General features: G+C 37.8%; 24 protein-coding genes and 1 riboswitch. Of the genes, 22 read left to right on the top strand and 2 right to left on the bottom strand.

Annotated features, from left to right (window positions below):
* Position 1: 1 nt before the first annotated feature.
* The 11 genes from H3T47_RS03130 to H3T47_RS03180 all read left to right on the top strand — a co-directional run bounded on the left by H3T47_RS03130 (position 2) and on the right by H3T47_RS03180 (position 9,106).
* The gene (locus H3T47_RS03130) at positions 2 to 358 is read left to right on the top strand and encodes a reductase (RefSeq protein WP_199282504.1); all 357 of its coding nucleotides are present in this window, start codon (positions 2 to 4) and stop codon (positions 356 to 358) included.
* Positions 355 to 1,095: a segregation/condensation protein A gene (locus tag H3T47_RS03135; protein WP_143435074.1), complete on the top strand. Its 741-nt coding sequence runs from the start codon at positions 355 to 357 to the stop codon at positions 1,093 to 1,095. Before H3T47_RS03130 ends, H3T47_RS03135 begins: the two co-directional genes overlap by 4 nt.
* Positions 1,085 to 1,693, top strand: a complete 609-nt coding sequence (scpB, locus tag H3T47_RS03140) for an SMC-Scp complex subunit ScpB (RefSeq protein WP_199282505.1) — start codon at positions 1,085 to 1,087, stop codon at positions 1,691 to 1,693. Before H3T47_RS03135 ends, scpB begins: the two co-directional genes overlap by 11 nt.
* The gene (locus H3T47_RS03145; RefSeq protein WP_199282506.1) at positions 1,693 to 2,412 is read left to right on the top strand and encodes a pseudouridine synthase; all 720 of its coding nucleotides are present in this window, start codon (positions 1,693 to 1,695) and stop codon (positions 2,410 to 2,412) included. Before scpB ends, H3T47_RS03145 begins: the two co-directional genes overlap by 1 nt.
* 27 nt (positions 2,413 to 2,439) lie before the next feature.
* Positions 2,440 to 2,554: riboswitch (FMN riboswitch) on the top strand.
* 87 nt (positions 2,555 to 2,641) lie between these two features.
* Positions 2,642 to 3,322: an ECF transporter S component gene (locus H3T47_RS03150; RefSeq protein WP_046327088.1), complete on the top strand. Its 681-nt coding sequence runs from the start codon at positions 2,642 to 2,644 to the stop codon at positions 3,320 to 3,322.
* Between the two features lie 103 nt (positions 3,323 to 3,425).
* Entirely contained in the window at positions 3,426 to 3,917 is a 492-nt protein-coding gene (locus H3T47_RS03155) for a LysM domain-containing protein (protein WP_046327089.1), read from the top strand.
* 51 nt (positions 3,918 to 3,968) lie between these two features.
* Complete coding sequence (gene cmk, locus H3T47_RS03160) at positions 3,969 to 4,643, top strand: (d)CMP kinase (protein ID WP_109918347.1); 675 nt, start codon at positions 3,969 to 3,971, stop codon at positions 4,641 to 4,643.
* A gap of 72 nt (positions 4,644 to 4,715) precedes the next feature.
* Complete coding sequence (gene rpsA, locus H3T47_RS03165; RefSeq protein ID WP_187159026.1) at positions 4,716 to 5,921, top strand: 30S ribosomal protein S1; 1,206 nt, start codon at positions 4,716 to 4,718, stop codon at positions 5,919 to 5,921.
* 60 nt (positions 5,922 to 5,981) lie between these two features.
* On the top strand, positions 5,982 to 7,292 hold the full coding sequence (gene der, locus H3T47_RS03170; protein WP_199282507.1) for a ribosome biogenesis GTPase Der: 1,311 nt from the start codon (positions 5,982 to 5,984) through the stop codon (positions 7,290 to 7,292).
* 183 nt (positions 7,293 to 7,475) lie between these two features.
* Positions 7,476 to 7,751 (top strand): HU family DNA-binding protein, encoded by a 276-nt coding sequence (locus tag H3T47_RS03175; protein WP_038522511.1) that lies wholly within the window; start codon positions 7,476 to 7,478, stop codon positions 7,749 to 7,751.
* A 95-nt stretch (positions 7,752 to 7,846) separates the two neighbouring features.
* On the top strand, positions 7,847 to 9,106 hold the full coding sequence (locus H3T47_RS03180) for a tetratricopeptide repeat protein (RefSeq protein WP_199282508.1): 1,260 nt from the start codon (positions 7,847 to 7,849) through the stop codon (positions 9,104 to 9,106).
* Between the two features lie 66 nt (positions 9,107 to 9,172).
* Here the strand turns inward: H3T47_RS03180 and H3T47_RS03185 are convergent, their stop codons facing one another.
* The gene (locus H3T47_RS03185; RefSeq protein WP_199282509.1) at positions 9,173 to 10,060 is read right to left on the bottom strand and encodes a YitT family protein; all 888 of its coding nucleotides are present in this window, start codon (positions 10,058 to 10,060) and stop codon (positions 9,173 to 9,175) included.
* A gap of 86 nt (positions 10,061 to 10,146) precedes the next feature.
* On the opposite strand from H3T47_RS03185, the gene H3T47_RS03190 reads away from it, so the two are divergent.
* A complete protein-coding gene (locus H3T47_RS03190; protein WP_199282510.1) occupies positions 10,147 to 11,346 on the top strand; it encodes a CCA tRNA nucleotidyltransferase in 1,200 nt (399 codons plus the stop codon).
* Between the two features lies 1 nt (position 11,347).
* Here H3T47_RS03190 and H3T47_RS03195 read toward each other — a convergent pair whose 3' ends face one another.
* The gene (locus H3T47_RS03195; protein WP_187159021.1) at positions 11,348 to 12,013 is read right to left on the bottom strand and encodes a hemolysin III family protein; all 666 of its coding nucleotides are present in this window, start codon (positions 12,011 to 12,013) and stop codon (positions 11,348 to 11,350) included.
* A gap of 120 nt (positions 12,014 to 12,133) precedes the next feature.
* On the opposite strand from H3T47_RS03195, the gene H3T47_RS03200 reads away from it, so the two are divergent.
* From H3T47_RS03200 to hslU, 10 genes are all read left to right on the top strand, one after another.
* Positions 12,134 to 12,994 carry a DegV family protein gene (locus H3T47_RS03200; RefSeq protein WP_199282511.1) on the top strand — a complete coding sequence of 287 codons (861 nt, stop codon included), beginning with the start codon at positions 12,134 to 12,136 and terminating at the stop codon, positions 12,992 to 12,994.
* 3 nt (positions 12,995 to 12,997) lie between these two features.
* Positions 12,998 to 13,228 (top strand): YozE family protein, encoded by a 231-nt coding sequence (locus H3T47_RS03205; protein WP_038522527.1) that lies wholly within the window; start codon positions 12,998 to 13,000, stop codon positions 13,226 to 13,228.
* Between the two features lie 46 nt (positions 13,229 to 13,274).
* Positions 13,275 to 14,114, top strand: a complete 840-nt coding sequence (gene ylqF, locus H3T47_RS03210) for a ribosome biogenesis GTPase YlqF (RefSeq protein WP_199282559.1) — start codon at positions 13,275 to 13,277, stop codon at positions 14,112 to 14,114.
* The gene (locus H3T47_RS03215; protein ID WP_199282512.1) at positions 14,111 to 14,866 is read left to right on the top strand and encodes a ribonuclease HII; all 756 of its coding nucleotides are present in this window, start codon (positions 14,111 to 14,113) and stop codon (positions 14,864 to 14,866) included. Before ylqF ends, H3T47_RS03215 begins: the two co-directional genes overlap by 4 nt.
* A gap of 44 nt (positions 14,867 to 14,910) precedes the next feature.
* The gene (gene dprA, locus H3T47_RS03220; RefSeq protein ID WP_199282513.1) at positions 14,911 to 15,762 is read left to right on the top strand and encodes a DNA-processing protein DprA; all 852 of its coding nucleotides are present in this window, start codon (positions 14,911 to 14,913) and stop codon (positions 15,760 to 15,762) included.
* A gap of 60 nt (positions 15,763 to 15,822) precedes the next feature.
* The gene (topA, locus tag H3T47_RS03225) at positions 15,823 to 17,934 is read left to right on the top strand and encodes a type I DNA topoisomerase (protein WP_199282514.1); all 2,112 of its coding nucleotides are present in this window, start codon (positions 15,823 to 15,825) and stop codon (positions 17,932 to 17,934) included.
* 85 nt (positions 17,935 to 18,019) lie between these two features.
* Positions 18,020 to 19,336, top strand: a complete 1,317-nt coding sequence (gene trmFO / locus H3T47_RS03230) for a methylenetetrahydrofolate--tRNA-(uracil(54)-C(5))-methyltransferase (FADH(2)-oxidizing) TrmFO (protein WP_109919004.1) — start codon at positions 18,020 to 18,022, stop codon at positions 19,334 to 19,336.
* Positions 19,337 to 20,266 (top strand): site-specific tyrosine recombinase/integron integrase, encoded by a 930-nt coding sequence (xerA, locus tag H3T47_RS03235; protein ID WP_199282515.1) that lies wholly within the window; start codon positions 19,337 to 19,339, stop codon positions 20,264 to 20,266.
* Positions 20,263 to 20,787 (top strand): HslVU peptidase proteolytic subunit, encoded by a 525-nt coding sequence (gene hslV / locus H3T47_RS03240; RefSeq protein WP_038522540.1) that lies wholly within the window; start codon positions 20,263 to 20,265, stop codon positions 20,785 to 20,787. Before xerA ends, hslV begins: the two co-directional genes overlap by 4 nt.
* A gap of 17 nt (positions 20,788 to 20,804) precedes the next feature.
* Positions 20,805 to 22,214, top strand: a complete 1,410-nt coding sequence (gene hslU / locus H3T47_RS03245; RefSeq protein ID WP_199282516.1) for an ATP-dependent protease ATPase subunit HslU — start codon at positions 20,805 to 20,807, stop codon at positions 22,212 to 22,214.
* Positions 22,215 to 22,222: the final 8 nt, after the last annotated feature.

Raw genomic sequence — 22,222 nt, forward strand, 5'->3', positions numbered from 1 at the left:
AATGTTAATTGAATGTAAAAATGATAAAGAAAAAGTAGCAATGGGCTTGTTGTCATATTTAACTGATTTTAAAAACCTTGCTAACCTTAAAGATGAAATTCATTTAAACAAGAATAGCAATGAATTTCATCTATACCTTTATCGTGCTCAGGATCCCAATTTTGTGGGCGTAATCGGAACCCAAGCGAATAAGCAATTTGTAGTTATCCGCTATCTTTCGCTTGCTCCTGATTATCGTAAGGAAAAGTATGTGGCACAAGCAGTCAATGAATTGGCCCAGGCTAATCCGCAAAAAATTATTACTGCTGTTCCTGAATATATTGAACTGATTAAATATCTTAAAAAGGACACGAGATAATGAGTGAAAACCTAACTTTGGAATTACCTAATTTTGAAGGTCCTTTGGACTTATTGCTGCACCTAATCAAAGTCCAAAAAATTGATATTTACGATATTCCGATTGCTCAAATTACCAGTCAATATTTGGCCTATTTGCAAGAAATGCAACAATTAAATCTCAAAATAGCAGGAGAATACTTTGTGATGTCTTCAATGCTTTTGCGCATTAAATCTCAATCATTATTACCGCATAATGATTTTGCAGATGAAAACGAAGAACAGGAAGATCCGCGGGATGAATTAGTGCAGCAACTAGTAACCTACTCAGTATTTAAAAAGGTTTCAGCTTATTTTAAAAAAAGAAACGAAGAAGTTCCAATTACTGCTGCTAAGGAAGAAAGTGTTCCCCAAAATAAAAAGATTCAGCCTTTACCAAAAGGGCAGATCACAGCTACGGAATTAACCAATACTTTTATAGTAATTTTGCAACGAATGAAAATTAGGCAGCCTGATATCGTTTCGGTTAATGTAAACGAAACCTCTGTAGCAGAAATGGCTCATTTTTTACAAAAAAAGTTAGCTAAACATCAGACCGTCAGTTTTTTTTCGTGTTGTAAGGAAATGAGAACCTTATCCGATGTGATTGGCTTATTTTTAGCATTACTTGAACTATGTAAGAAACAACAAGTAAAAGTGCTACAAAAAAGGACTTTTGGCGATCTTTGTTTAGAAAGAATTGATTGTGATGACAAGTAAAATAGCGCAGTTAGAAGCACTATTATATGTAGCTGGTGATGCTGGTATTACAGATGTAAATTTATGTGAACTTTTGCAAATTACCAAGCCTGCTTTGCGTGAACTGACCAAAGAATTACAAAAAAAGCTGCTGGAAAATGCTGATTCAGGTCTTCAAGTACAGCATATTAATGACAACTATAAATTAACTACTCGTCCCGAAATGAGTGCGATCATTGAGCACTTTTTTCAAAAAGATTTAACAAAAAGCTTGAGTCAATCTGCACTTGAAATATTGTCGATTATTGCTTACAAGCAGCCTATAACCAGAATAGAAATTGATGAAATTAGAGGCGTTAATTCCTCTGGTGCGCTGCAAACATTAATCTGGCGCGGGTTAGTTAAAATAGATGGTAAAAAAGAAGCTCCCGGTCACCCAAACTTATATGTGACCAGTGACTACTTTTTACAATATTTTGGTTATCACAGTCTGGCAGACTTGCCCTTAATTGAAGACTTTGAGGATGATAGTGTAAACGCTGAAGGCGAAATAGATTTATTTGCGGCCAAGGGACAGGCTGATAAAAATATTGCAAAAACTCAAAAAGGAGAAAAATAATGGTTTTAGAACGGTTGCAAAAAGTAATTGCGGAAGCTGGGATTGCTTCACGCCGCAAGGCTGAAAAGATGATTGTAGAAGGACGAGTAACGGTTGATGGGAAAGTCGTTACTCAGCTAGGAACTAAAGTTAACACTTTTAGTAACGTTACTGTTGATGGTGAGCCAATTGAGCGTGAGAGTCTACATACTTATTTGTTTTATAAACCACGCGGCGTAGTTTCTACTGCCAGTGACGATAAAGGCAGGAAAACAGTAGTTGATTATTTTAAAAACTTACCGTACCGGCTATATCCAATCGGAAGACTTGACTATGACACTTCAGGGTTGCTGCTGATGACTAATGATGGAGAATTAGCTAACTTGTTAATGCACCCACGTAATAATGTGGCCAAGGTTTATGTGGCAAAAATAACAGGTCAGCTTACGCCTGAAGAAATTGGTCAACTGAAAAATGGTGTCAAAATTGATCGGCATAGATGTGCACCTGCCAAAGTAAAAATCATTAAGACCGATCGCAAAAAGAATAACCAAATTGTGCAGTTAACAATTCATGAAGGACAATATCATCAAGTCAAAAGAATGTTTAAGTCTGTAAACCATCAAGTTAAAAAATTAGCCCGTGAAAAATATGCTTTTCTAACTCTTGCTTCTTTAGTTTCTGGCACATATAGAGAATTAACTCATGAAGAAGTTGACAGATTAAAGGACGTAGATTAACATATATGTGGAAATTAAAAATAAGTTTGTTGTCTTCATGGCAGGGTGAAAATCCCGACCGGTGGTGTAAGTCCACGACCCACGATAGTGGTGGAATCTAATGAGATACCGATAGTTAAAGTCTAGATGAAAGAAGACAGACTGAACTAAAAGCCAAGATCTATAGCTTACTTTTACATGGTCTGTTGCTAGGAGCAACAGACCATGTATTTTTTTGGAGGTAAGAATCTTGCATAAAAAGAAATCTAGTAATTTAGCTAACATAGTAGCCTATACTTTAATTGGAACGATTGCATATATATTAATGCTGCTTGAATTTCCACTGCTGACTAGTTTTTTAAAATTTGATTTTTCAGACGTAGTCATTACAATTGGTACATTTTTATTTGGACCAGGACCCGGTGCGTTCATTGCATTTGTGCGGATGTTAATCAATTTAATTTATAAGGGCTTTGCTTTACCAAGTATAGTTGGACAAACGGCAGCTTTTCTTGCTTCACTTTCTTTTGCTTTGCCATTTTATTATTTAACTAAAAATATTAGTAAAGATGAAAAGAATTTCTCGAAAAAATTTTTACAACCAATAGTAGGAATTGTTTTGGGAATTGTGGCGATGACTATAGTTTTATCCGTACTCAATGCTCTAGTGTTAACACCTTTTTATGCGGTGACTACAGTTCCTAACTTACCGGCAATCCATGGCTATACTGGTTTGCTTGCCTTTACAGAAAAGGTTTATTTAGGTCAATTGTTACATATTCCTTCTATGAGTGCTTATATTTTTGGCATTATTGTGCCATTTAATCTGTTAAAAGGAACAATTAATGGTGTAGTTGTTTACTTATTATTTGAAACGGTTTTACGAACATTTAAGCCTTTTGTACGCAGAAACTTTAATTTAAAAAATTAATATAGAAAAAAACCAAAATCAGTCTATTAAATGACTGATTTTTTTGTCCACTTAAATAGCAAATATGCTAAAATTAAGCAGGTTAGGTAAGGAGGTTTTCACGATGAATCATAATCAAGAGGGTCCATATCATCATTATGAACGTCCTCAGGAATCAAGGGTCAGGACATATAAGTCTGTATCAAAAGGCTGGCTTGCCCTAATAGTTTTGTTGGTTGTTGTTTTAGTAGCTCTTGTTCCTGTAGTTCATCATTTGGCTGGAAATAATAATTCTGCCAGCAAAGTTGTTGAAGTACGTAAAACAAGTAAAAAAACAATTAAGCATACCAAAGCTAAAAACTTGCCTGCTAAAAATAAAAAAGTTATAAATAAAAGTAAAACTAAGACTAAAACTGAGACAAAGTCAAAGAAAAAATCTCAGACTAAGCCTCAAAAGAAACGTGCAGTTGTAAAACAATACGTTGTAAAAAGTGGTGATTCGTTAACAAGTATTGCCAACCGATTTAATATGTCTGTAGGCTATTTAGCACAGTTAAATCAACTTGATCCCTATAGTCAAGTTGATATAGGACAAACATTAAAGATTAGACAATAATAATATAGAAAGGAATAGGGACTAATAGTCAATAGTCCCTTTTTTATTGGAATGCAAGTAGCAATTGATGGTCCAGCATCTGCTGGTAAAAGTACAGTAGCAAAAATTATCGCTCAAAAGTTAAATTTCACTTATATTGATACGGGGGCAATGTACCGCGCATCTACGTGGTTGGCGCGGGAACACAAACTTAGTTATGGTGATGAAAAGGGCATATTGGCTGCTATTGATCAGGAAAATATTGAACTGAAGTCTGTTGCGGGTCAACAAAAGGTCTTTGTGGGTACAAAAGATATTTCACAAGAAATTCGCACGCCAGATATTTCAGCTCATGTTTCTCAAGTATCAGCTCTTGCTGGGGTAAGGGAAAAGATGGTCAAATTACAAAGGCAGATGGCTGGCAAAATGAATGTGGTGATGGACGGTCGTGATATTGGTACCACTGTTTTACCAAATGCTGCTGTAAAAATCTTTTTGATTGCTTCTGCTCATTCCCGTGCTGAAAGAAGAATGAAGGACTTTAAAGAGAGAGGCATTAAAGTAGATCAATCACTTGCAGAAATTGAACATGACATTGCGGAAAGGGATTATAAAGATTCCCATCGTAAAATCTCACCATTAAAAAAAGCACAGGACGCTATCGAAATTGACACGACTGCAATGACGATTGAGCAAGTTGTTAATGCAATTTTATTTGAAATTAAAAAAAGTCAAAAAAAACTATAAAAAAGGGGATAAAACAGTAGAAAAATCTCTAACTTTCATTTAAAATTAGAGTATGATATTGGGAGGTAAATAATGTCAGAAAACAGTAATCAATTTTTAGATGCATTAAAGCAAATGCAAGGAGTTGAGGTCGGAGATATCGTAGATGTTGAAGTATTAGACGTTGAAGAAGGTCAAATTGATGTTGGTGTTGTAAATGCCGGCGTTGAAGGTGTGATTCCTCGTCGTGAATACACTTCAGATCGCAATGTTGACCTGCGTGAAGCCGTTAAGCCAGGCGACAAGTTCAAAGCTTTGGTTTTGAGAAAAGCTGGCGGTGACAAAGAAAACGGAGAATTCTTCTTCTCAGTTACCCGCTTAAAGGAAAGAGAAGCTTACGATGAATTACAAAAGGACTTCGAAGAAGGTAAGACTATCGAAGGTACTGTAACTTCATCTGTACGTGGTGGTTTGTTAGTTGATGTTGGTACAAGAGGTTTCTTGCCAGCTTCACTGATTTCTAACCGTTACGTTTCAGATCTTAAGCCTTTCATTGGCAAGACCATGAAACTTAAGATTACCGAAATTGATCCAAGTAAGAATCGCTTAATTCTTTCTCACAAGGACTTAATTGAAGAAGAACGTGAAGAAGCTTTTGATAAGGTAGCATCTCAATTAGTTGTTGGTGATGTTGTTGAAGGCAAAGTTTCTCGTTTAACTAATTTCGGAGCTTTTGTTGATGTTGGTGGTGTTGACGGTTTAGTCCACATATCCGAGATTTCATATAAGCATGTTGATAAGCCAAGCGATGTTTTGAAGGCTGGTCAAGATGTTAAAGTTAAAGTAATTGGTATTGATGATGATAGACATCGCATCTCCCTTTCGATTAAGCAAACTGAACCTTCTCCATTCGAACAAGCCACAGCTGACTTACACGAAGGAGATGTGTTTGAAGGCGAAGTAAAATCTTTAACTAACTTCGGTGCCTTTGTTGAAGTAGCTGATGGCATTCAAGGTTTGGTACATGTTTCAGAAATTTCTTATAAGCATGTTGATAAGCCAAGTGATGTGTTAAAGGTTGGTCAAACAGTTAAAGTCAAAGTTTTAAACATTGACCCTAATGAACGTCGTATTTCACTTTCGATGAAGGCCGCTGAGCCTAAGAGTTCTGAAAATGAAGGCAACCAATCACGCGGTTCATACAATCGCAACTCGGTTAACAAGAAGTACATGAACAATGATGATAATGGCTTTGCTTTAGGTGATATCATAGGTGACCAATTAAAAGATCGTCGTTAATTTTTAATGAAGAGACCGACTTTTTAAGTCGGTTTTTTTATTTATGAAGGAGGCTGAAAAATGGTTTTACCCGTTGTTGCAATAGTTGGACAGCCAAATGTTGGTAAATCAACGCTTTTCAACCGGATTATTAATCAACGTTTAGCAATAGTCGAAGATAAGCCAGGTGTAACTAGAGATCGCAATTATGCTCAAGCAGAATGGTTGGGTCATAAATTCGATTTAATTGACACTGGCGGTATAACTTGGTCAGGCAGCAATATTGAAGATGAGATTAGGGCTCAAGCAGAAATAGCGATTGAAGAAGCTGATGTAATTGTCATCTTAACTAGTGTGACCAACCACTTAACTAGTCTTGATGAACGAATTGCGCAAATGCTCTATCAAACTAAGAAGCCGGTAATCTTAGCTGTCAATAAGGCTGATAATCCTGAACAGCGCATGGATATATATGATTTTTACAGCTTAGGATTTGGTGAACCTATCCCAATTTCAAGTATTCATGGGACTGGTATTGGTGATTTGCTGGATCGCATTGTTGCTAGCTTGCCGCAGGATTTAGATCAAAACGAAAACAAACAAATATCTTTTAGTGTTATTGGTCGACCAAATGTCGGAAAATCTTCCATTGTAAATCAACTTGTGGGAGAAAAACGGGTCATCGTTAATAACGAAGAGGGTACTACCCGGGATGCAGTAGACACGCCATTTGAAACGGCTGATGGTACTAAATTTAGAATCGTAGACACAGCCGGTATCAGAAAAAGGGGCAAAGTTTACGAAAAAACTGAAAAGTACTCAGTTATGAGAGCGATGGGCGCTATTGAACATTCCGATATAGTTTGTTTGGTACTGGATGCCGATACCGGCATCAGAGAGCAAGATAAGCACGTTGCGGGTTATGCCCATGAAGCAGGACGCGGCATCATTATCGTGGTCAATAAATGGGATCTACCAAAAAAGAATAGCAATAGTGCCAAAGAGTTTGAGCAAACTATTCGAACAGAATTTCAATATTTAGATTATGCTCCAATTTTATTTGTTTCAGCTAAAACCGGACAGAATTTGGCAAAAATTCCAGAAATGGTTAAGCAAGTTTATCGCAATCAGCAGCAAAGAATTAAGTCAAGTGTCTTGAATGACTTGCTTTTAGAAGCAAGTAAGTTAGTTCCTACACCTATGATTAAGGGTAAGAGACTGCGTGTTTATTACATGACCCAAGTTGCCACTAATCCGCCCACTTTTGTTGTTTTTGTGAATGACCCTGAATTAATGCACTTTTCTTATGAGCGGTTTTTGACTAATCAGTTAAGAGCCAACTTTGACTTTTCTGGAACACCAATTAAAATTATTCCACGTAAGAGAAAATAGTTTGTATCTAGCAAATGCATAAAAAACACATTTTTAGATTAAATTGCTTGTTGTAGCAGGGCTTTTGTGCTATTTTGAATTCAAGGAAATAGTGATCTAGATAATCATTTATTCCTTGTTCCTTTGTTGAGGAACTAGTTAGGAATCTTTTTAGAGATTCATGTTTCAGGAGGTGAATTCCCAATGGCAAATAAAGCAGAATTAGTTAGTGAAGTTGCATCAAAGACAAAGTTAACAAAAAAAGACGCAGCTACAGCTGTTGATGCAATTTTTAGCTCAATCCAAGAAGATCTTTCTAAAGGTAAGAAAGTACAATTGATTGGCTTTGGAACTTTTGAAGTGCGTAAGCGTGCAGCCCGTAAAGGACGTAATCCACAAACTGGCGCTGAAATTAAAATTCCAGCAAGTGTTGTACCAGCATTTAGACCTGGTAAGGCTCTTAAAGAAGCTGTTAAATAGCTTAATAGTTTTTACTTAAAAGATGGTGGCTAATTCGCCATCATCTTTTTTGTTTGTTATTATTTTAAATGTAGATTAATCATGGAGGAATTAAAATGAGCTATTCAGAACAACTTCTTGATGCCATTGATCGGCAAGATTTTTCCCAGGAAAAAATTTTATTGAAAAAAGCCTTAGACAGCGATGAACCTGAAATTTTAGCATCATTAGCAGAAAACCTTGTAGGATTAGGTTTTACTGACTTAGCTAAGGAAGTATACCGCAGTCTGATTGCTCGTTTTCCCAAAGAGGACCTATTCAAAATCTATTTAGCTGAAATTTTATTAAATGACGGCAAAGACGAAGATGCCTTGACTTTACTTTATGGTGTTAAACCAGACTCTGCTGCATACCTTGACAGCTTATTAGTGCAGGCAGATTATTATCAAAGTAATGGTTTGCTCGAAACAGCCTATAAAAAGCTCTTAGAGGCTGCTAAAATTTCACCTGATGAAGATGTCGTCAAGTTTGGTTTAGCCGAACTGGATTATCTCAGCGGGCGTTACGAGCAGGCACTGTCTAGATACCAAGATCTATTAAAGCGCCATAAAACATTTAGCGAAGTAAATTTGAATGATCGGTTATTTCAAACTTTAGCCAAATTAGGCCGCTACGAAGAAGCTAGCAGAGTTATTTCCCAAAACGGCAACGAAATCTTGGATATTGACAGTAAATACCAGGCTGCCTTAGTAATGCTTGCTGTTCATAAAGATGAGCAGGCTATTAAATACTTGAATGAAGTAATTGATCAAAGTCCTGATTACGTAAACGCATACCGTCTGTTAGTTGACGCATACGAGCAGCAGCATAATAATGAGCAGGAACTGCGGTCAGCTCAAGCTGGAATAGCCTATAATGAGCTTGACCCAGTTTTGTATAAAAAAGGCGCCCAAGCTGCACTAAGAATGAATGATTTTAAAACTGCTGAAGAATTATTGCAAAAGGGAATAAAATTTTTACCTGAAAATATCGCATTGCGCATCCAATTATCTAATCTTTATGTAAAAGAAAATAAAGACGAAGAAAATATTGCCCTGTTTAAGCAATTGGATGATGAAGATCTTGAACCACAAGTGCACTGGAATCTGGCAATTTCCTATCAAAATTTAGATCAAAGTGCAAAGGCCAAAAGTGAATTTTTATTAGCCTATCCTGAATTTAAAGATAATAGTGCATTTTTAAAACAAATGATCCGCTTTTTCAATACAGAGCCTAATGCCAAAGAAATTGTCAAAGAACTGCTCGAAAAGTATCTGAAACTTGAACCTGAAGATACAGAAATGCAGGAAATGTATGACAACTTGAATTTTAAATAAAAAAGTATCGTAATAAAAAAGCCCGTTTAAGGGCTTTTTATGTGCTTAAATTTAAACCAGTTAAAACTATTTTCTAATTAGTAAATGGTGCCTTTTTTGCTTGTAAGTAAAGCCTTCGCCTAAAACCTCGTGTACTTCAATTACACTGACAAAAGCTTGCTGATCCTCGGCGGCTATCAGTTCTTTAACTAAAGGTATTTCTCTAGGAGAAACTACCAGGTAAATCACTGGTCTCTTTGTTTTTTTATAACCACCACGAGCTTCAAAATAAGTAAAGCCGCGATCTAATTTCAGGTCAATCATTTGGGCTATTTCTTGGTAATGATCCGAAATAATTAATAGTCCGCGAGCAGAATAGGCACCTTGTTGCACAGCATCCATTACTCTGGAAAGAATAAAGGCGGCTACCAGAGTATACATAATATGCTTAATGTCTAAATATGATAAAGATGACAGCAAAATGATGGTGTCGCAGAAAAGAAGCACTTTTCCAGAAGAAAAGCCATATTTTATTTGCATAATTCTTGCTATAATATCGGTTCCGCCCGAAGTTCCATTGTAGCGAAAAACTAGTCCTAAACCAATACCGGAAAGCGTTCCTGCTAAAATTGCCGACAAGAAGAGGTCGTGTTCTAGGTTTAATTGATATATAATAGGGATTAAGCGCCAAAACCACAGGAAAAATGATAACCATAGAGTTCCCCAAATGGTATAGGCTAGTGGCCTTTTACCCATGAAACGATAACCCAAAATTATTAAGGGGATGTTAAGTAAAAGGGATGATAATCCCATATTTATTCCCCAAAAATGTCTCAGCAGCAATGTAATACCGCTAATTCCACCGTCTGTAAGCTTGTTCGGAACAGAGATCATATCCAGACTAAGTGCGTAAATCGCGCAACCAATTGCTATCATAATCAGATCTATGACATTTTTCTTGTTGATTTTCTGCATAATACATAATCTTTCTTTGATAAATATTATCTTTAAACTAACATAAATTAAATAAAAAAAACACTAATAAATGAGTTGACTAAAAAATGAAAAAAATAAACAATTTACCACCAATTTTTACTGCGGCATTTCCCGTGCTTGATAAATTAAATGAGGCTGGATATGAAGCATATTTTGTAGGCGGTTCTATTCGTGATTTGCTTTTAAAGCGATCTATCCATGATATTGATATTGCCACCAGCGCGTATCCTGCCGAAGTGAAAAATCTTTTCCCTAAATCTATCGATACGGGTATCAAACACGGAACAGTGACGGTTTTAAATGATGGTGCCAGTTACGAAATTACTACTTTTAGAACCGAATCGGGTTACCAAGACTTTCGCAGACCTGATCACGTCACGTTTGTGCAAAATCTTGCAGAAGATTTAAAAAGGCGTGACTTTACGATTAACGCTTTAGCGATGAATACAAAAGGGGAGATAATTGATCTCTTTAACGGTTTAAGTGACTTAAAAAAGCATCTGATAAAAGCTGTTGGTGATCCAGCAACCAGATTTCATGAAGACGCCTTAAGAATGATGAGAGCCGTGCGCTTTATGAGTCAGCTGGACTTCAAGCTTGAAAGTAAAACTAAAAAAGCGGTCAGTGAATTTCATGATTTGTTGCCGAAAATTTCAGTTGAACGCATCCGTGATGAGTTTGTCAAAATGGGAACAGGGGCTAATTCACGGGCAGCCTTTCAGGTCTTTTTAGATACTGAGTTAAGTGAAGGGGTCCCAGATTTTGCCGGCAAAAAAGATTTGTTGGCAATTTATCCCCAGTTAAAGTTTAATCCCAGTATGGAAACCAGCCTGTGGGCAGTGATCATTATTCTTTTAAAAATACCTAATAACGAAATTGGGCACTTCATGCGTGACTGGAAGAATTCCAATGCGATGACGGAAAAGGTAAAAAAGATAGTAGCTCTATTTGATCTGCTCTCTGAAAAATCACCATCTGATTTTGAATTGTTTTCTGCAGGGAAAAATATTTTGCTTAACACAATTGATGTCGCTCACATATTAGGTCAGCCAGTTAATTCCGAAGCTTTGGTTGACCGCTACACTGCCTTACCAATCAAAGCGGATGCAGAATTAGCCGTTGACGGTCAATTTTTAATTGCTAATGGCATTAAACCGGGGCCAAAATTAGGTCAGATTCTTTTGTTAATTAAACAAAAAGTGATTGCGGGTGAAGTAGAAAACACTCAAGAGGCAATTCAGGACTATCTCAACCAGATAGAATAACTTAAACATAAAATAAGACAGAGAAATACATTAAAGCTGAACCTAATATCACAAACAAGTGCCAGATTACATGAATGAAGGGAATTCTTTTCATTGTGTATAAAAAAGCACCCACTGTGTAAGCCACGCCACCACCAACAAGGAGCCAGAAACCGACGGGACTGAGCCTAACGTATAGATAGTTGCCAGCTAAGATTACGAGCCAGCCCATCGCGACGTATAAAACGGTATCTAATATGACGTGTTTTCCTCTATTGAAAATGTAGTAAACAATGCCAAAAATAGCAATTAGCCAGACTAAGCTGAATAATAAAATACCCCACATGCCACCAATTGCTACCAAAGAGTAGGGGGTGTAAGAGCCGGCAATCAGGAGGTAAATTGATGAGTGGTCAAAAATTTGGAATACATTGCGCGCTCTAGTAAAAATCAGACTGTGAAAAAGCGTAGAAAAGAGATACAAAAGAAGTAGACATGAACCATAAATGATAAAGGTAACTATTCTAAGTGGACTATGTGTAGCAGCAGCTTTGATAATCAGCAGCACCAAGCCGGCTACAGCCAGACAAAAGCCAATCCCATGGGTAACTGCACTGAGTGTATTGTCTAAAATATAGTAGCTTTTCGGTCTTTGTTCAGGTTCTTGCCAAATTTTTTGCATTTTCATTATGAAACAGATTGTTCGCTTTCTTTTTTTTACTAGTTTTTTTGCTATAATGATTATAATTAATACAGTTCACATTCTATCATAAATGAGAACAGCAAAGCAGAATTGAGGGCGAGAACGTTGTCAGAAATTAAAATTTTGACAGATTCTTCCGCGCAATTAACGCCGGAAGAAATTAAAAAATATCATATTACCGTTGTGCCTTTGTCGGTTACAATTGATGGAGAGACATACTTAGATGGTGTGGAAATTACCAGGCAACAATTTGTACAAAAAATGAGCGAGTCGGAGCAATTACCGAAAACCAGTCAACCACCTATTGGCACTATGGTTGATACGATTAATGAGCTCACAAAAGATGGCAGCGAAGTTATTGGGATTTTCTTGGCAAAAGTATTAAGCGGTACGATTGATGCCGCTCGACAAGCGGTCAAACTAACTGGTAAAGCGGATCAAGTACATATAGTAGATTCAGAATTAACAGACAGGTCTGAGGGCTTTCAAGTTCTGGCGGCTGCACGAGATATTGCTGCTGGTAAGACTATCCCCGAAATTTTAAGTCATATTGAAAAAATCAAAAAAACGCAGCGTTTGCATCTTTTAATTGTTAATTTGGAAAATGTTATTAAGGGCGGACGTTTAGGACCTTTGGCAGGGAAAATCGCCAGTATGCTTAATATTAGAATTGAATTGCAAATGCCAAATGGTCAGCTGAAAATCGCTAAAAAGGGTCGAGGCAAGAAATTTTCTTTGGCTTTTGACAGACGTGTTTTAGATGATATTGAAGCAAATAAAGAAAAGATTAAAGAAGTGGGCATTTCTTATGTTGCCACTGGCGAGACACCCCAAAAACTGCTTGACTTTGCTCAAAAAATCAAAGATATTAATTCTAAAATAGACGTTTTGGTCCGCGAAACCAGTCCTATTATTGCTACACATGCTGGAATGGATGCGTATGCAATACTTTATTATACGGAGTAAAAATTGGCATACAGAGAGAGCTTTTACCGTTTTTTAATGACCCAACGTGATGCGGACTCAAAGGATGAGGTGGCTCAGTTCGCAAATAACGCACAAAATGATCAGACTTTTCCTAAGCAAGAACAAAGCTATGAAAAATTATCTGATTATCTCGAACTTAATGCTGGTTATTTACCGAGCATGAGCATTTTTGATAGGGCATATCAAATGTATCGCGATAAAATGTCGTATTAAATTGAGCTCCAATTTGGGAGCTTTTTTAGTGTTTGAAAGGCAAATTATGGTTAACATTCAGTGGTACCCCGGACATATGAACAAGGCACGCAATCAACTGGAAGATAAAATGGGATTGATTGACGTAATTGTTGAAGTTTTGGATGCACGTATTCCGCAATCGTCACGCAATCCTATGATTGAAGAATTAGTGGGCGATAAACCGCACTTAATTATTTTAAACAAAGCTGATTTGGCTGATCCAATTATGACCAAAAGGTGGCAGAAAGAATTTACCAGTCAGGGTAAATTCGTCATGGCATTAGATTCGCTTCACAATACCAACATGCAAGTATTGGTGCGCATGATTAAGAAAGCCGCGGCTGCTAAAATTAAAAAATTAACAGCTAAAGGTGCAAGTCAGCCAGTTATTAGGATTGCTTTGGCCGGCATCCCCAACTGCGGTAAATCAACTATTATCAATCGTTTAGTTGGGCGCAATGTAGCTCAAGTAGGTAATAAACCAGGAGTTACGAAAGGACAAAATTGGCTTAAAACGACTGATAACATTCAGATTTTAGACACGCCGGGTATCTTATGGCCTAAGTTTGAAGATCAAACGGTTGGGTTGAAACTAGCAGCTCTAGGTGCAATTAAGGACAGCGTGTTTAGTGCCGATGATGTTGCTTTGTTTATACTGGCAAAATTGCGCATGCATTATCTTAAAGACTTAAGTAAATTTGCACGGACCACTAAAGAAGAAATTACCAAAATTAATGATACCGATTTATTGTTGGCGCTGACAGAAGAATATGGCATGAGAGATGATTATGATCGTTTTGCTACATACATGCTGCAACGGCTACGCAAAGGAAAAATAGGAAGGATCACCCTTGACCGATTATGACCATAGGCGAAATTAAAAAATTACTGCAAAATGGCACGGTAAGCGCTGAAGACCTTGCTCTTTTGGAAAATGATTCTCGGGTTGGTGTTCAAAAACTTGTACTTAGTTATCGTAACCGCCAGCAAAAATTAGCAAAGAAAAAAGCTGCTTTTTTAAAACGCTTTGCCTATGAAAAAGCCTTTTGGGCTAAAAGGCAAGTGGTAGCTGGTGTAGACGAAGTGGGCAGAGGCCCCTTGGCTGGCCCGGTAGTTACAGCTGCAGTAGTCATAGATGACAGTTTTGATTTAGTTGATGTCAATGATTCTAAAAAATTAAGTGCCAGGCGGCGTTTAGAATTATATCCGTTAATTTTACAAAAAGCGGTCAGTGTGGCAGTGGGTGTGAAAAGCGCGCAAATTATTGATCAGATCAATATATATGAAGCTGACCGGTTAGCGATGGCTGAAGCAGTGAGAAATTTAGACGTTAAACCTGATGCTTTATTGGTTGACGCCATGCAGGTGCCGGTCAACCTGCCGCAAGTGCGGTTAATTAAAGGGGATGCAAAATCGAATTCAATTGCCGCTGCCTCAATTGTTGCTAAGGTATTCAGGGATCAATTAATGGCGGATTATGGTTTAATTTACCCAGAATACCACTTTGCTGAAAATGCCGGATATGGCACTAAAGAACATCTTGCAGCAATTAAAAAATATGGCGCTACCCCGATTCACCGTAAAACTTTTGCGCCGATTAACTCTTTAACTAAATAAAAATTTTACCTCCTTTTTACGTACATGTATTTAGGAGGTTTTTTATGAAACTTACAGACTTTCTTTTGCATCTTAAATTACAAAAAGGAATGGGATATGTTAAGATATTACGAGTTGCAAGTCAATTAAATGCTGCAGATGTGACAATTCAGACTATTAAAGACTTAGATCTGCCAACTAATTTAATCAATTTGTGTATTAATGCTTATAATGATAGTAAGAGCAGTAAAATGATTGAACGGATAAAAAAACAATGTCACGTTATTAGTTTTTTTGATCCCGAATATCCTGAAAAATTGCGTCAGATTTATCAACCACCCTTGATTTTGTTTTTGCAGGGTAATACTGCTTTGTTAGGGCGTAAAATCGCGACGATTGTTGGTTCCAGACAGGCAACTAATTATAGTCAATTAGTAATCAATCAACTCGTACCCAATTTAATTAGAAAAGACTATGTTATTGCCAGCGGTCTGGCGCAGGGTGTCGATGTCATGTCGCATAAAGCAGCTTTAAGATATGCTGGACAAACGATTGCTGTGATAGGTAATGGTTTAAATCATTTTTATCCTATGACAAATTGTCATGTTCAAGAACAAATAGCACAAAATGGCTTATTAATTAGCGAATATTTACCGGATACGCCGCCGCGACCATTTCGCTTTCCGCAGAGAAATAGAATTCTGGCTGGCATTGCTGAATGTGTGATTGTCACTGAAGCTAAACAAAAGTCTGGTTCTTTGATCACTGCCAACTTGGCTTTACAGGAAAATCGCGATGTTTTTGCTATTCCTGGTCCAATTACAAGTGATCTTTCTCAAGGACCAAATAAACTGATTGAGGCTGGTGCCTTTCCCATCACTGATTTTGATTTGCAACTTGAAAGATTTGACAATTAGCAGTTAAATATTCTATTCTCAATTGAGTATTTAAAAAAGAATTAAATGAGGAGGCTTTTGATGCCTACTAAATCAAAGCCAAAGAAACGTAAGAAAACATTAGTAATAGTTGAGTCTCCGGCAAAGGCTAAAACTATTGAAAAGTATTTAGGGCGTAATTACCGTGTAATAGCATCTAAAGGTCATATTCGTGACTTGCCTAAATCGCAAATGGGGATTGATTTTGACAATAATTACAAGCCAAAATACATTTCGATTCGCGGTAAAGGTGACACCATTAAGGAATTGAAGGCGGAAGCAAAAAAAGCAAAAGATGTTTATTTAGCATCCGACCCTGATCGTGAAGGTGAAGCTATTGCCTGGCATGTTGCCCATGTGCTCAATTTAGACCAAAATGATAAAAATAGGGTGACATTTAACGAAGTCACTAAAGATGCTGTCAAAAACAGTTTTAAAAATCCTAGAACCATTGACATGGATACTGTTAATGCCCAACAAGCTCGGAGAATTTTAGATAGAATTGTCGGTTATTCTCTTTCGCCAATTTTATGGGATAAAGTCAAAAAAGGTTTGAGTGCTGGTCGAGTTCAATCGGTCGCCTTAAAGCTGGTGATTGATCGCGAAAAGGAAATTAAAAACTTCAAACCACAGGAATACTGGACAATTGATGCTGAATTTAAGAAATCCCGTCAGACTTTTAAAGGTCAATTTTGGGGCGTAGATGGCAAAAAAGTCGATTTGCCGAATAATGATGCGGTTCAAAACATTTTGGCTAAAATTGATAAGAAGAAAGACTTTCAGGTAGAAAATGTTCTAAAACGTGAGCGCAGACGGCAACCGGCGGCACCTTTTACAACTTCAACTATGCAGCAGGAAGCAAATAAACGCTTAAATTATCGCACCCGCAGAACGATGAGTATTGCGCAGCAATTGTATGAAGGGATTAGTTTAGGCAAACAGGGTATTGTTGGTTTAATTACTTATATGAGAACTGATTCCAAACGGACATCACCAGTTGCTCAAGCTGAGGCTTCAAAATTTTTAAATGAAAACTACGGTAAAGAATACGCTGCTAAGGGAGCACGGCACTTTAAGAACCAAGAAGATGCTCAAGACGCGCATGAAGCTATTCGTCCTACCAGTGTTTATCGCACGCCAGAATCACTCAAGTCAGTTTTAACGACAGAACAGTACCGTCTTTACCAATTAATCTGGTCCAGATTTTTGGCTAGTGAAATGACACCCGCCGTTTATGACACGGTCAGAGCAGATATCACTCAAAATGGGGTAGTATTTAGAACTACCGGTTCTAAAATGAAATTTGCTGGCTTTACTAAGGTTTATGATAACCAGCAGGAAAAAAATGTTGAGTTGCCTGAGTTAAATGATGGCGATAAAGTTAAATTGGCCAAGTCTGATAATAAACAGCACTTTACCATGCCACCAGCAAGATATACCGAAGCAAGTCTAGTGCATTCTTTAGAAGAAAATGGCGTGGGTCGACCTTCTACCTATGCACCTACTATTGATACAATTCAACGGCGTTATTATGTTAAGTTAGATGGTAAATCTATCGTGCCGACAGAATTAGGTGAAATAGTCGATAATCTGATTGAAAAATTCTTCCCTGATATTGTTAATATTGACTTTACCGCCCAATTGGAAAATGACTTAGACGGAATTGAAGAAGGTAAGAAAAACTGGGTAAAGGTAATTGATGATTATTATCATCCCTTTAAAAAGGAATTAGACAAGGCAGATGCCGGCATTAAAAAGGTGCAGATTAAGGATGAGCCTGCTGGCTTTAACTGTGATATCTGTGGTGCTCCCATGGTGATTAAAATGGGGCGCTACGGCAAGTTTTATGCCTGCTCACGCTTTCCTGATTGTCGCAATACCAAGGCAATTGTTAAGAAAGTTGGTGTTACTTGTCCTAAGTGCGGTAAGGGTGACGTAGTCGAAAAGAAGTCTAAGCGTAACCGCAAGTTTTACGGTTGTTCTCGTTATCCTGACTGTGACTTTGTTTCTTGGGATAAGCCGATTAATCGCAACTGCCCTAATTGTGGTCATTTCTTAGTGGAAAAGAGAAATAAAAAAGGACCTGTAATTCTTTGTCCTAATGGAGATTACAAAGAAGAACAAAGCTCTGAAAAAGAGGCTGCAGAAAGTTAAATTTATATTAATATCATCAGATCACTTTTGGTTTGATGATATTCTTATATATAAATAAATATTTTTAGTAGAGGAATATGATAATATGCCTGAAAAAGTTACTGTAATTGGCGGGGGATTAGCCGGAAGTGAAGCTGCTTGGCAGCTGGCTAAACGGGGAATTACCGTTGATTTATTTGAAATGCGCCCGCAAAAAATGACCCCAGCGCATAAAACTGACCAGTTTGCTGAATTAGTTTGTACAAATTCTATGCGTTCCAACCAATTATCTAATGCGGTGGGGTTGTTAAAAGAAGAAATGCGTCAGCTTGATTCACTGATCATGCAAGCTGCTGATCATTCTCAGGTGCCAGCTGGTGGGGCGTTGGCAGTTGACAGGGATGAATTTAGCGGTTATGTCACAGATAAGCTGCATTCAATGCCGAATATCAATTTTCATACAGAAGAAATTACTGCTATTCCCACTGATGGTATCACGATAATAGCAACCGGTCCTTTGACTAGTGACAAGTTAGCGGCAGAGATACAACAATTTTCGGGTAAGGAAAGCCTGCATTTCTTTGACGCTGCGGCCCCTATTATTGCTGCAGCTTCAATTGATATGGATATTGTTTATAAAAAATCGCGCTATGATAAAGGTGAAGCTGCTTATTTAAATTGTCCCATGACTAAAGAGCAATATGAGAATTTTACTCACGAACTAGTCAATGCGGAAACCGCAGAGGTTCATAGCTTTGAAAACAGTGACGTTTTTGAAGGGTGCATGCCAATTGAAGTAATGGCACAAAGAGGCATTAAAACAATGCTGTTTGGCCCCCTGAAACCTGTAGGGTTAGAAAACCCGGCAACAGGCAAGACACCGTATGCTGTGGTTCAGCTGAGACAAGATAATGCTGTTGCCTCAATGTACAATATTGTCGGCTTTCAAACACACCTGAAATATGGTGAACAAAAACGGGTTTTCTCAATGATTCCGGGTCTTGAAAACGCCCGCTTTATTAGATATGGTAAAATGCACCGCAATACCTATATGGCTTCTCCCGGAGTTTTGTCAGCTACATACGAGGCAAAAAAACAAGCCGGCTTATTTTTTGCTGGTCAAGTCACTGGCGTTGAAGGTTATGTTGAAAGCGCGGGTAGTGGCTTGGTAGCAGGAATTAATGCATCTCGCAGAGCTTTAGGTCTTGAACCGGCAGCTTTTCCCAAGTTAACAGCATTGGGTTCAATGGCTAACTACGTCACTACTGCAGATATCAAACACTTTCAACCAATGAATGCCAGTTTTGCATTAATTCCCGGGCTTGAAGGTCCTAAAGTGCGTAATAAAAAAGAACGTCATCTTAAAATTAGTCAGCGCGGTTTGGATTGTTTAAAAGAATTTCAAGAGAAAGTGCTAAATTAAATGGCTCCCAATCAAGACGATTTATTAAAGCTTTTTATTTCTTATTTACAAAATGAGAGGCATTACAGTCCAAAAACAATTCTGTCTTATCAAACAGACCTAACCGAAGCAAAAAAATTTTGGCTAGAAAATGGCGGCTTTAATGGGTGGAATAACATAGACAGAAGGGATGTAGAAATTTACCTTCAAAACCTGTCAGATCGAAAACTAGCGCGCACCACTCAATCTCGCAAAATGTCCAGTTTGAGATCTTTTTATCACTTTTTAACTAAAAGAAATATTGTTAAAATAGATCCAACGCAGACGATAGTTCTGCGGGCAAGGGAACGTAAACTGCCACAATTTTTTTACGCACCTGAAATTAAGCAGGTTTTTGATTCATTAACCGGAAATGACCCTTTGACCTTGCGTAACTTAGCTTTATTTGAATTGTTTTATACCACCGGTATGAGGGTGAGTGAGGTAAGAAACCTCAAAATTAAGCAAATTGATTTAGATTTAAAAATAATTCTGGTTCATGGTAAGGGCAACAAAGATCGTTATGTTGCTTTTGATGAGCAAACAAAATCTGCTTTAACTCGTTATTTTGATAATAGTCGTCAAAAACTCTTGGGCAATCAAGAGGATTTAAACTATGTTTTTCTCAATAATGCGGGTAAACAGTTATCTGACCGCGGTATCGAATATATCATGCAAAAAGTTTTTAATGGTGCTGGTATTAATGGTAAGGTACATCCACATGAGTTGCGGCATTCCTTTGCGACTGCAATGTTAAATAATGGTGCTGATTTACGTAGTGTACAGGAATTATTAGGACACGATAATTTATCCACTACTCAAATCTATACTCACGTAACAATGAGTCATTTACAGGCAAACTACGAAAAATATTTTACCCGTAATGACAAGAAAGACGAGGCAAAAAAATGACAACAATTTGTTCAGTAAAATTCAATGGTAAAACAGCAATAGCTGGTGATGGTCAAGTTACTCTTGGTGAAAAAGTAATTGCCAAAGCCACTGCTAAGAAAATTAGACGCATTTACCACGACAAAGTAGTTATTGGCTTTGCTGGTGGCGTAGCTGACGCTGTCAGTTTGCAGGACATGCTTGAAGGTAAATTAGAAGCTTTTGGCGGCGACTTGCGCAGAGCTGCTGTTGAAATGGCACAAGCTTGGAGAAAAGATGCTACTTTGCAAAAGCTTGAGGCAATGCTCATTGCTTTTAATGAAAAAGACTTGTTACTTATTTCAGGTAATGGTGAAGTGCTCGAGCCTGACGAAAATGTTGTAGCAATTGGTTCTGGTGGTAATTTCGCTCAGGCGGCAGCGATCGCGTTGACTAGACATTCAGCCAACATGTCTGCTAGTGAAATTGCCCATGAAGCTGTGGAAATCGCATCTGGAATTGATATCTTTACTGATGACCAGATAATTACAGATGAATTGTAAAAACGGAGCGGAAAGAAATGGAAACAAAAACACCGAAACAAATAGTTAGCCTGCTTAATGAATATATTATTGGGCAGGATGAAGCCAAAAAAGCCGTTGCTGTGGCTTTGTATAACCGCTACCGGAGAATGCAGCTGCCTAAAAAAATGCAAGAAGATATCACACCTAAGAACCTCTTAATGGCTGGTCCTACTGGTGTCGGTAAAACTGAAATTGCGAGAAGACTGGCAGCAATTGTTAATGCTCCGTTTGTTAAAGTAGAGGCGACTAAATTTACCGAAGTTGGTTACGTTGGTCGTGATGTAGAATCAATGGTGCGGGATCTGGTGAATGAAGCTGTCCGCATGGAAGAAAAAGACCAATTTGACCGCGTTCGCGCCCAAGCGACAAAAGAAGCCAATAAAATTTTGGTTCGTTTGCTGGTCCCTGGTGTTAAGCGTGATCGCAGGAAAAATCAAATGCAGGAATGGCAAGACATGATGTCAATGTTAATGGCTGGGGGCCAGGGAGATAACCAGTCTGCAGATTCTGATCAAGAAGAGATCACTGATGATGTCCGCAATGAACGATTGAGTGTAGCCGAACAATTAGGTAAAGGTTTGCTTGAAAATCGTGAAGTCACAATCGAAGTTGAACAAGCGCCAAAAGTTAATCCTATGGGTGATATGATGGGGCAAATGGGGATTGATATGAGCTCCATGCTTAACGGTTTAGTACCTAAGAAAAAAATCAAGCGTACATTGCCGGTAAAAGATGCCCGAGAAATTTTGATACAGCAAGAATCGCGCAAAATGGTCGACTATGACTCCCTTTACCAAAAGGCAATTGAACGTACAGCCAATAACGGCATCATTTTTATCGACGAAATTGATAAAATTACTGCGGGCAATAAAAATACTTCCGGTGAAGTCTCGCGTGAAGGTGTGCAAAGAGATATTCTGCCAATTGTTGAGGGTTCTACCGTTCAAACTAAATACGGACCTGTAGCAACAGACCATATTCTCTTTATTGCTGCTGGTGCCTTTTCTGAATCTAAGCCGAGTGACCTGATTCCTGAACTGCAAGGACGTTTTCCGATTAGGGTAGAGCTTAATGCACTGACTAAAGATGACTTTGTCAAAATTTTGAAGGATCCTGAAGATTCCCTTTTAGAGCAATATGTTGCTTTGATGAAAGCCGATGGGATCAAGTTAATTTTTACACAAGAAGCTGTCGATCGCATAGCTCAAATTGCTTATGATGTAAACCAAGGCACAGACAATATTGGTGCCAGACGTTTATCAACTATTTTGGAAAAACTGCTCGAAGATGTCCTGTATGAAGGCCCTGATATGACAATGGGCGAAATTACAGTGACTGAAGCATACGTTAATGAAAAACTTAGTGATATAATTACAAATAAGGATTTAACTAAGTTCATTCTTTAACAAAGGTG

Origin of the sequence: Lactobacillus sp. W8093 (assembly GCF_016100925.1) — a bacterium.
Lineage (GTDB): Bacteria > Bacillota > Bacilli > Lactobacillales > Lactobacillaceae > Lactobacillus > Lactobacillus helsingborgensis.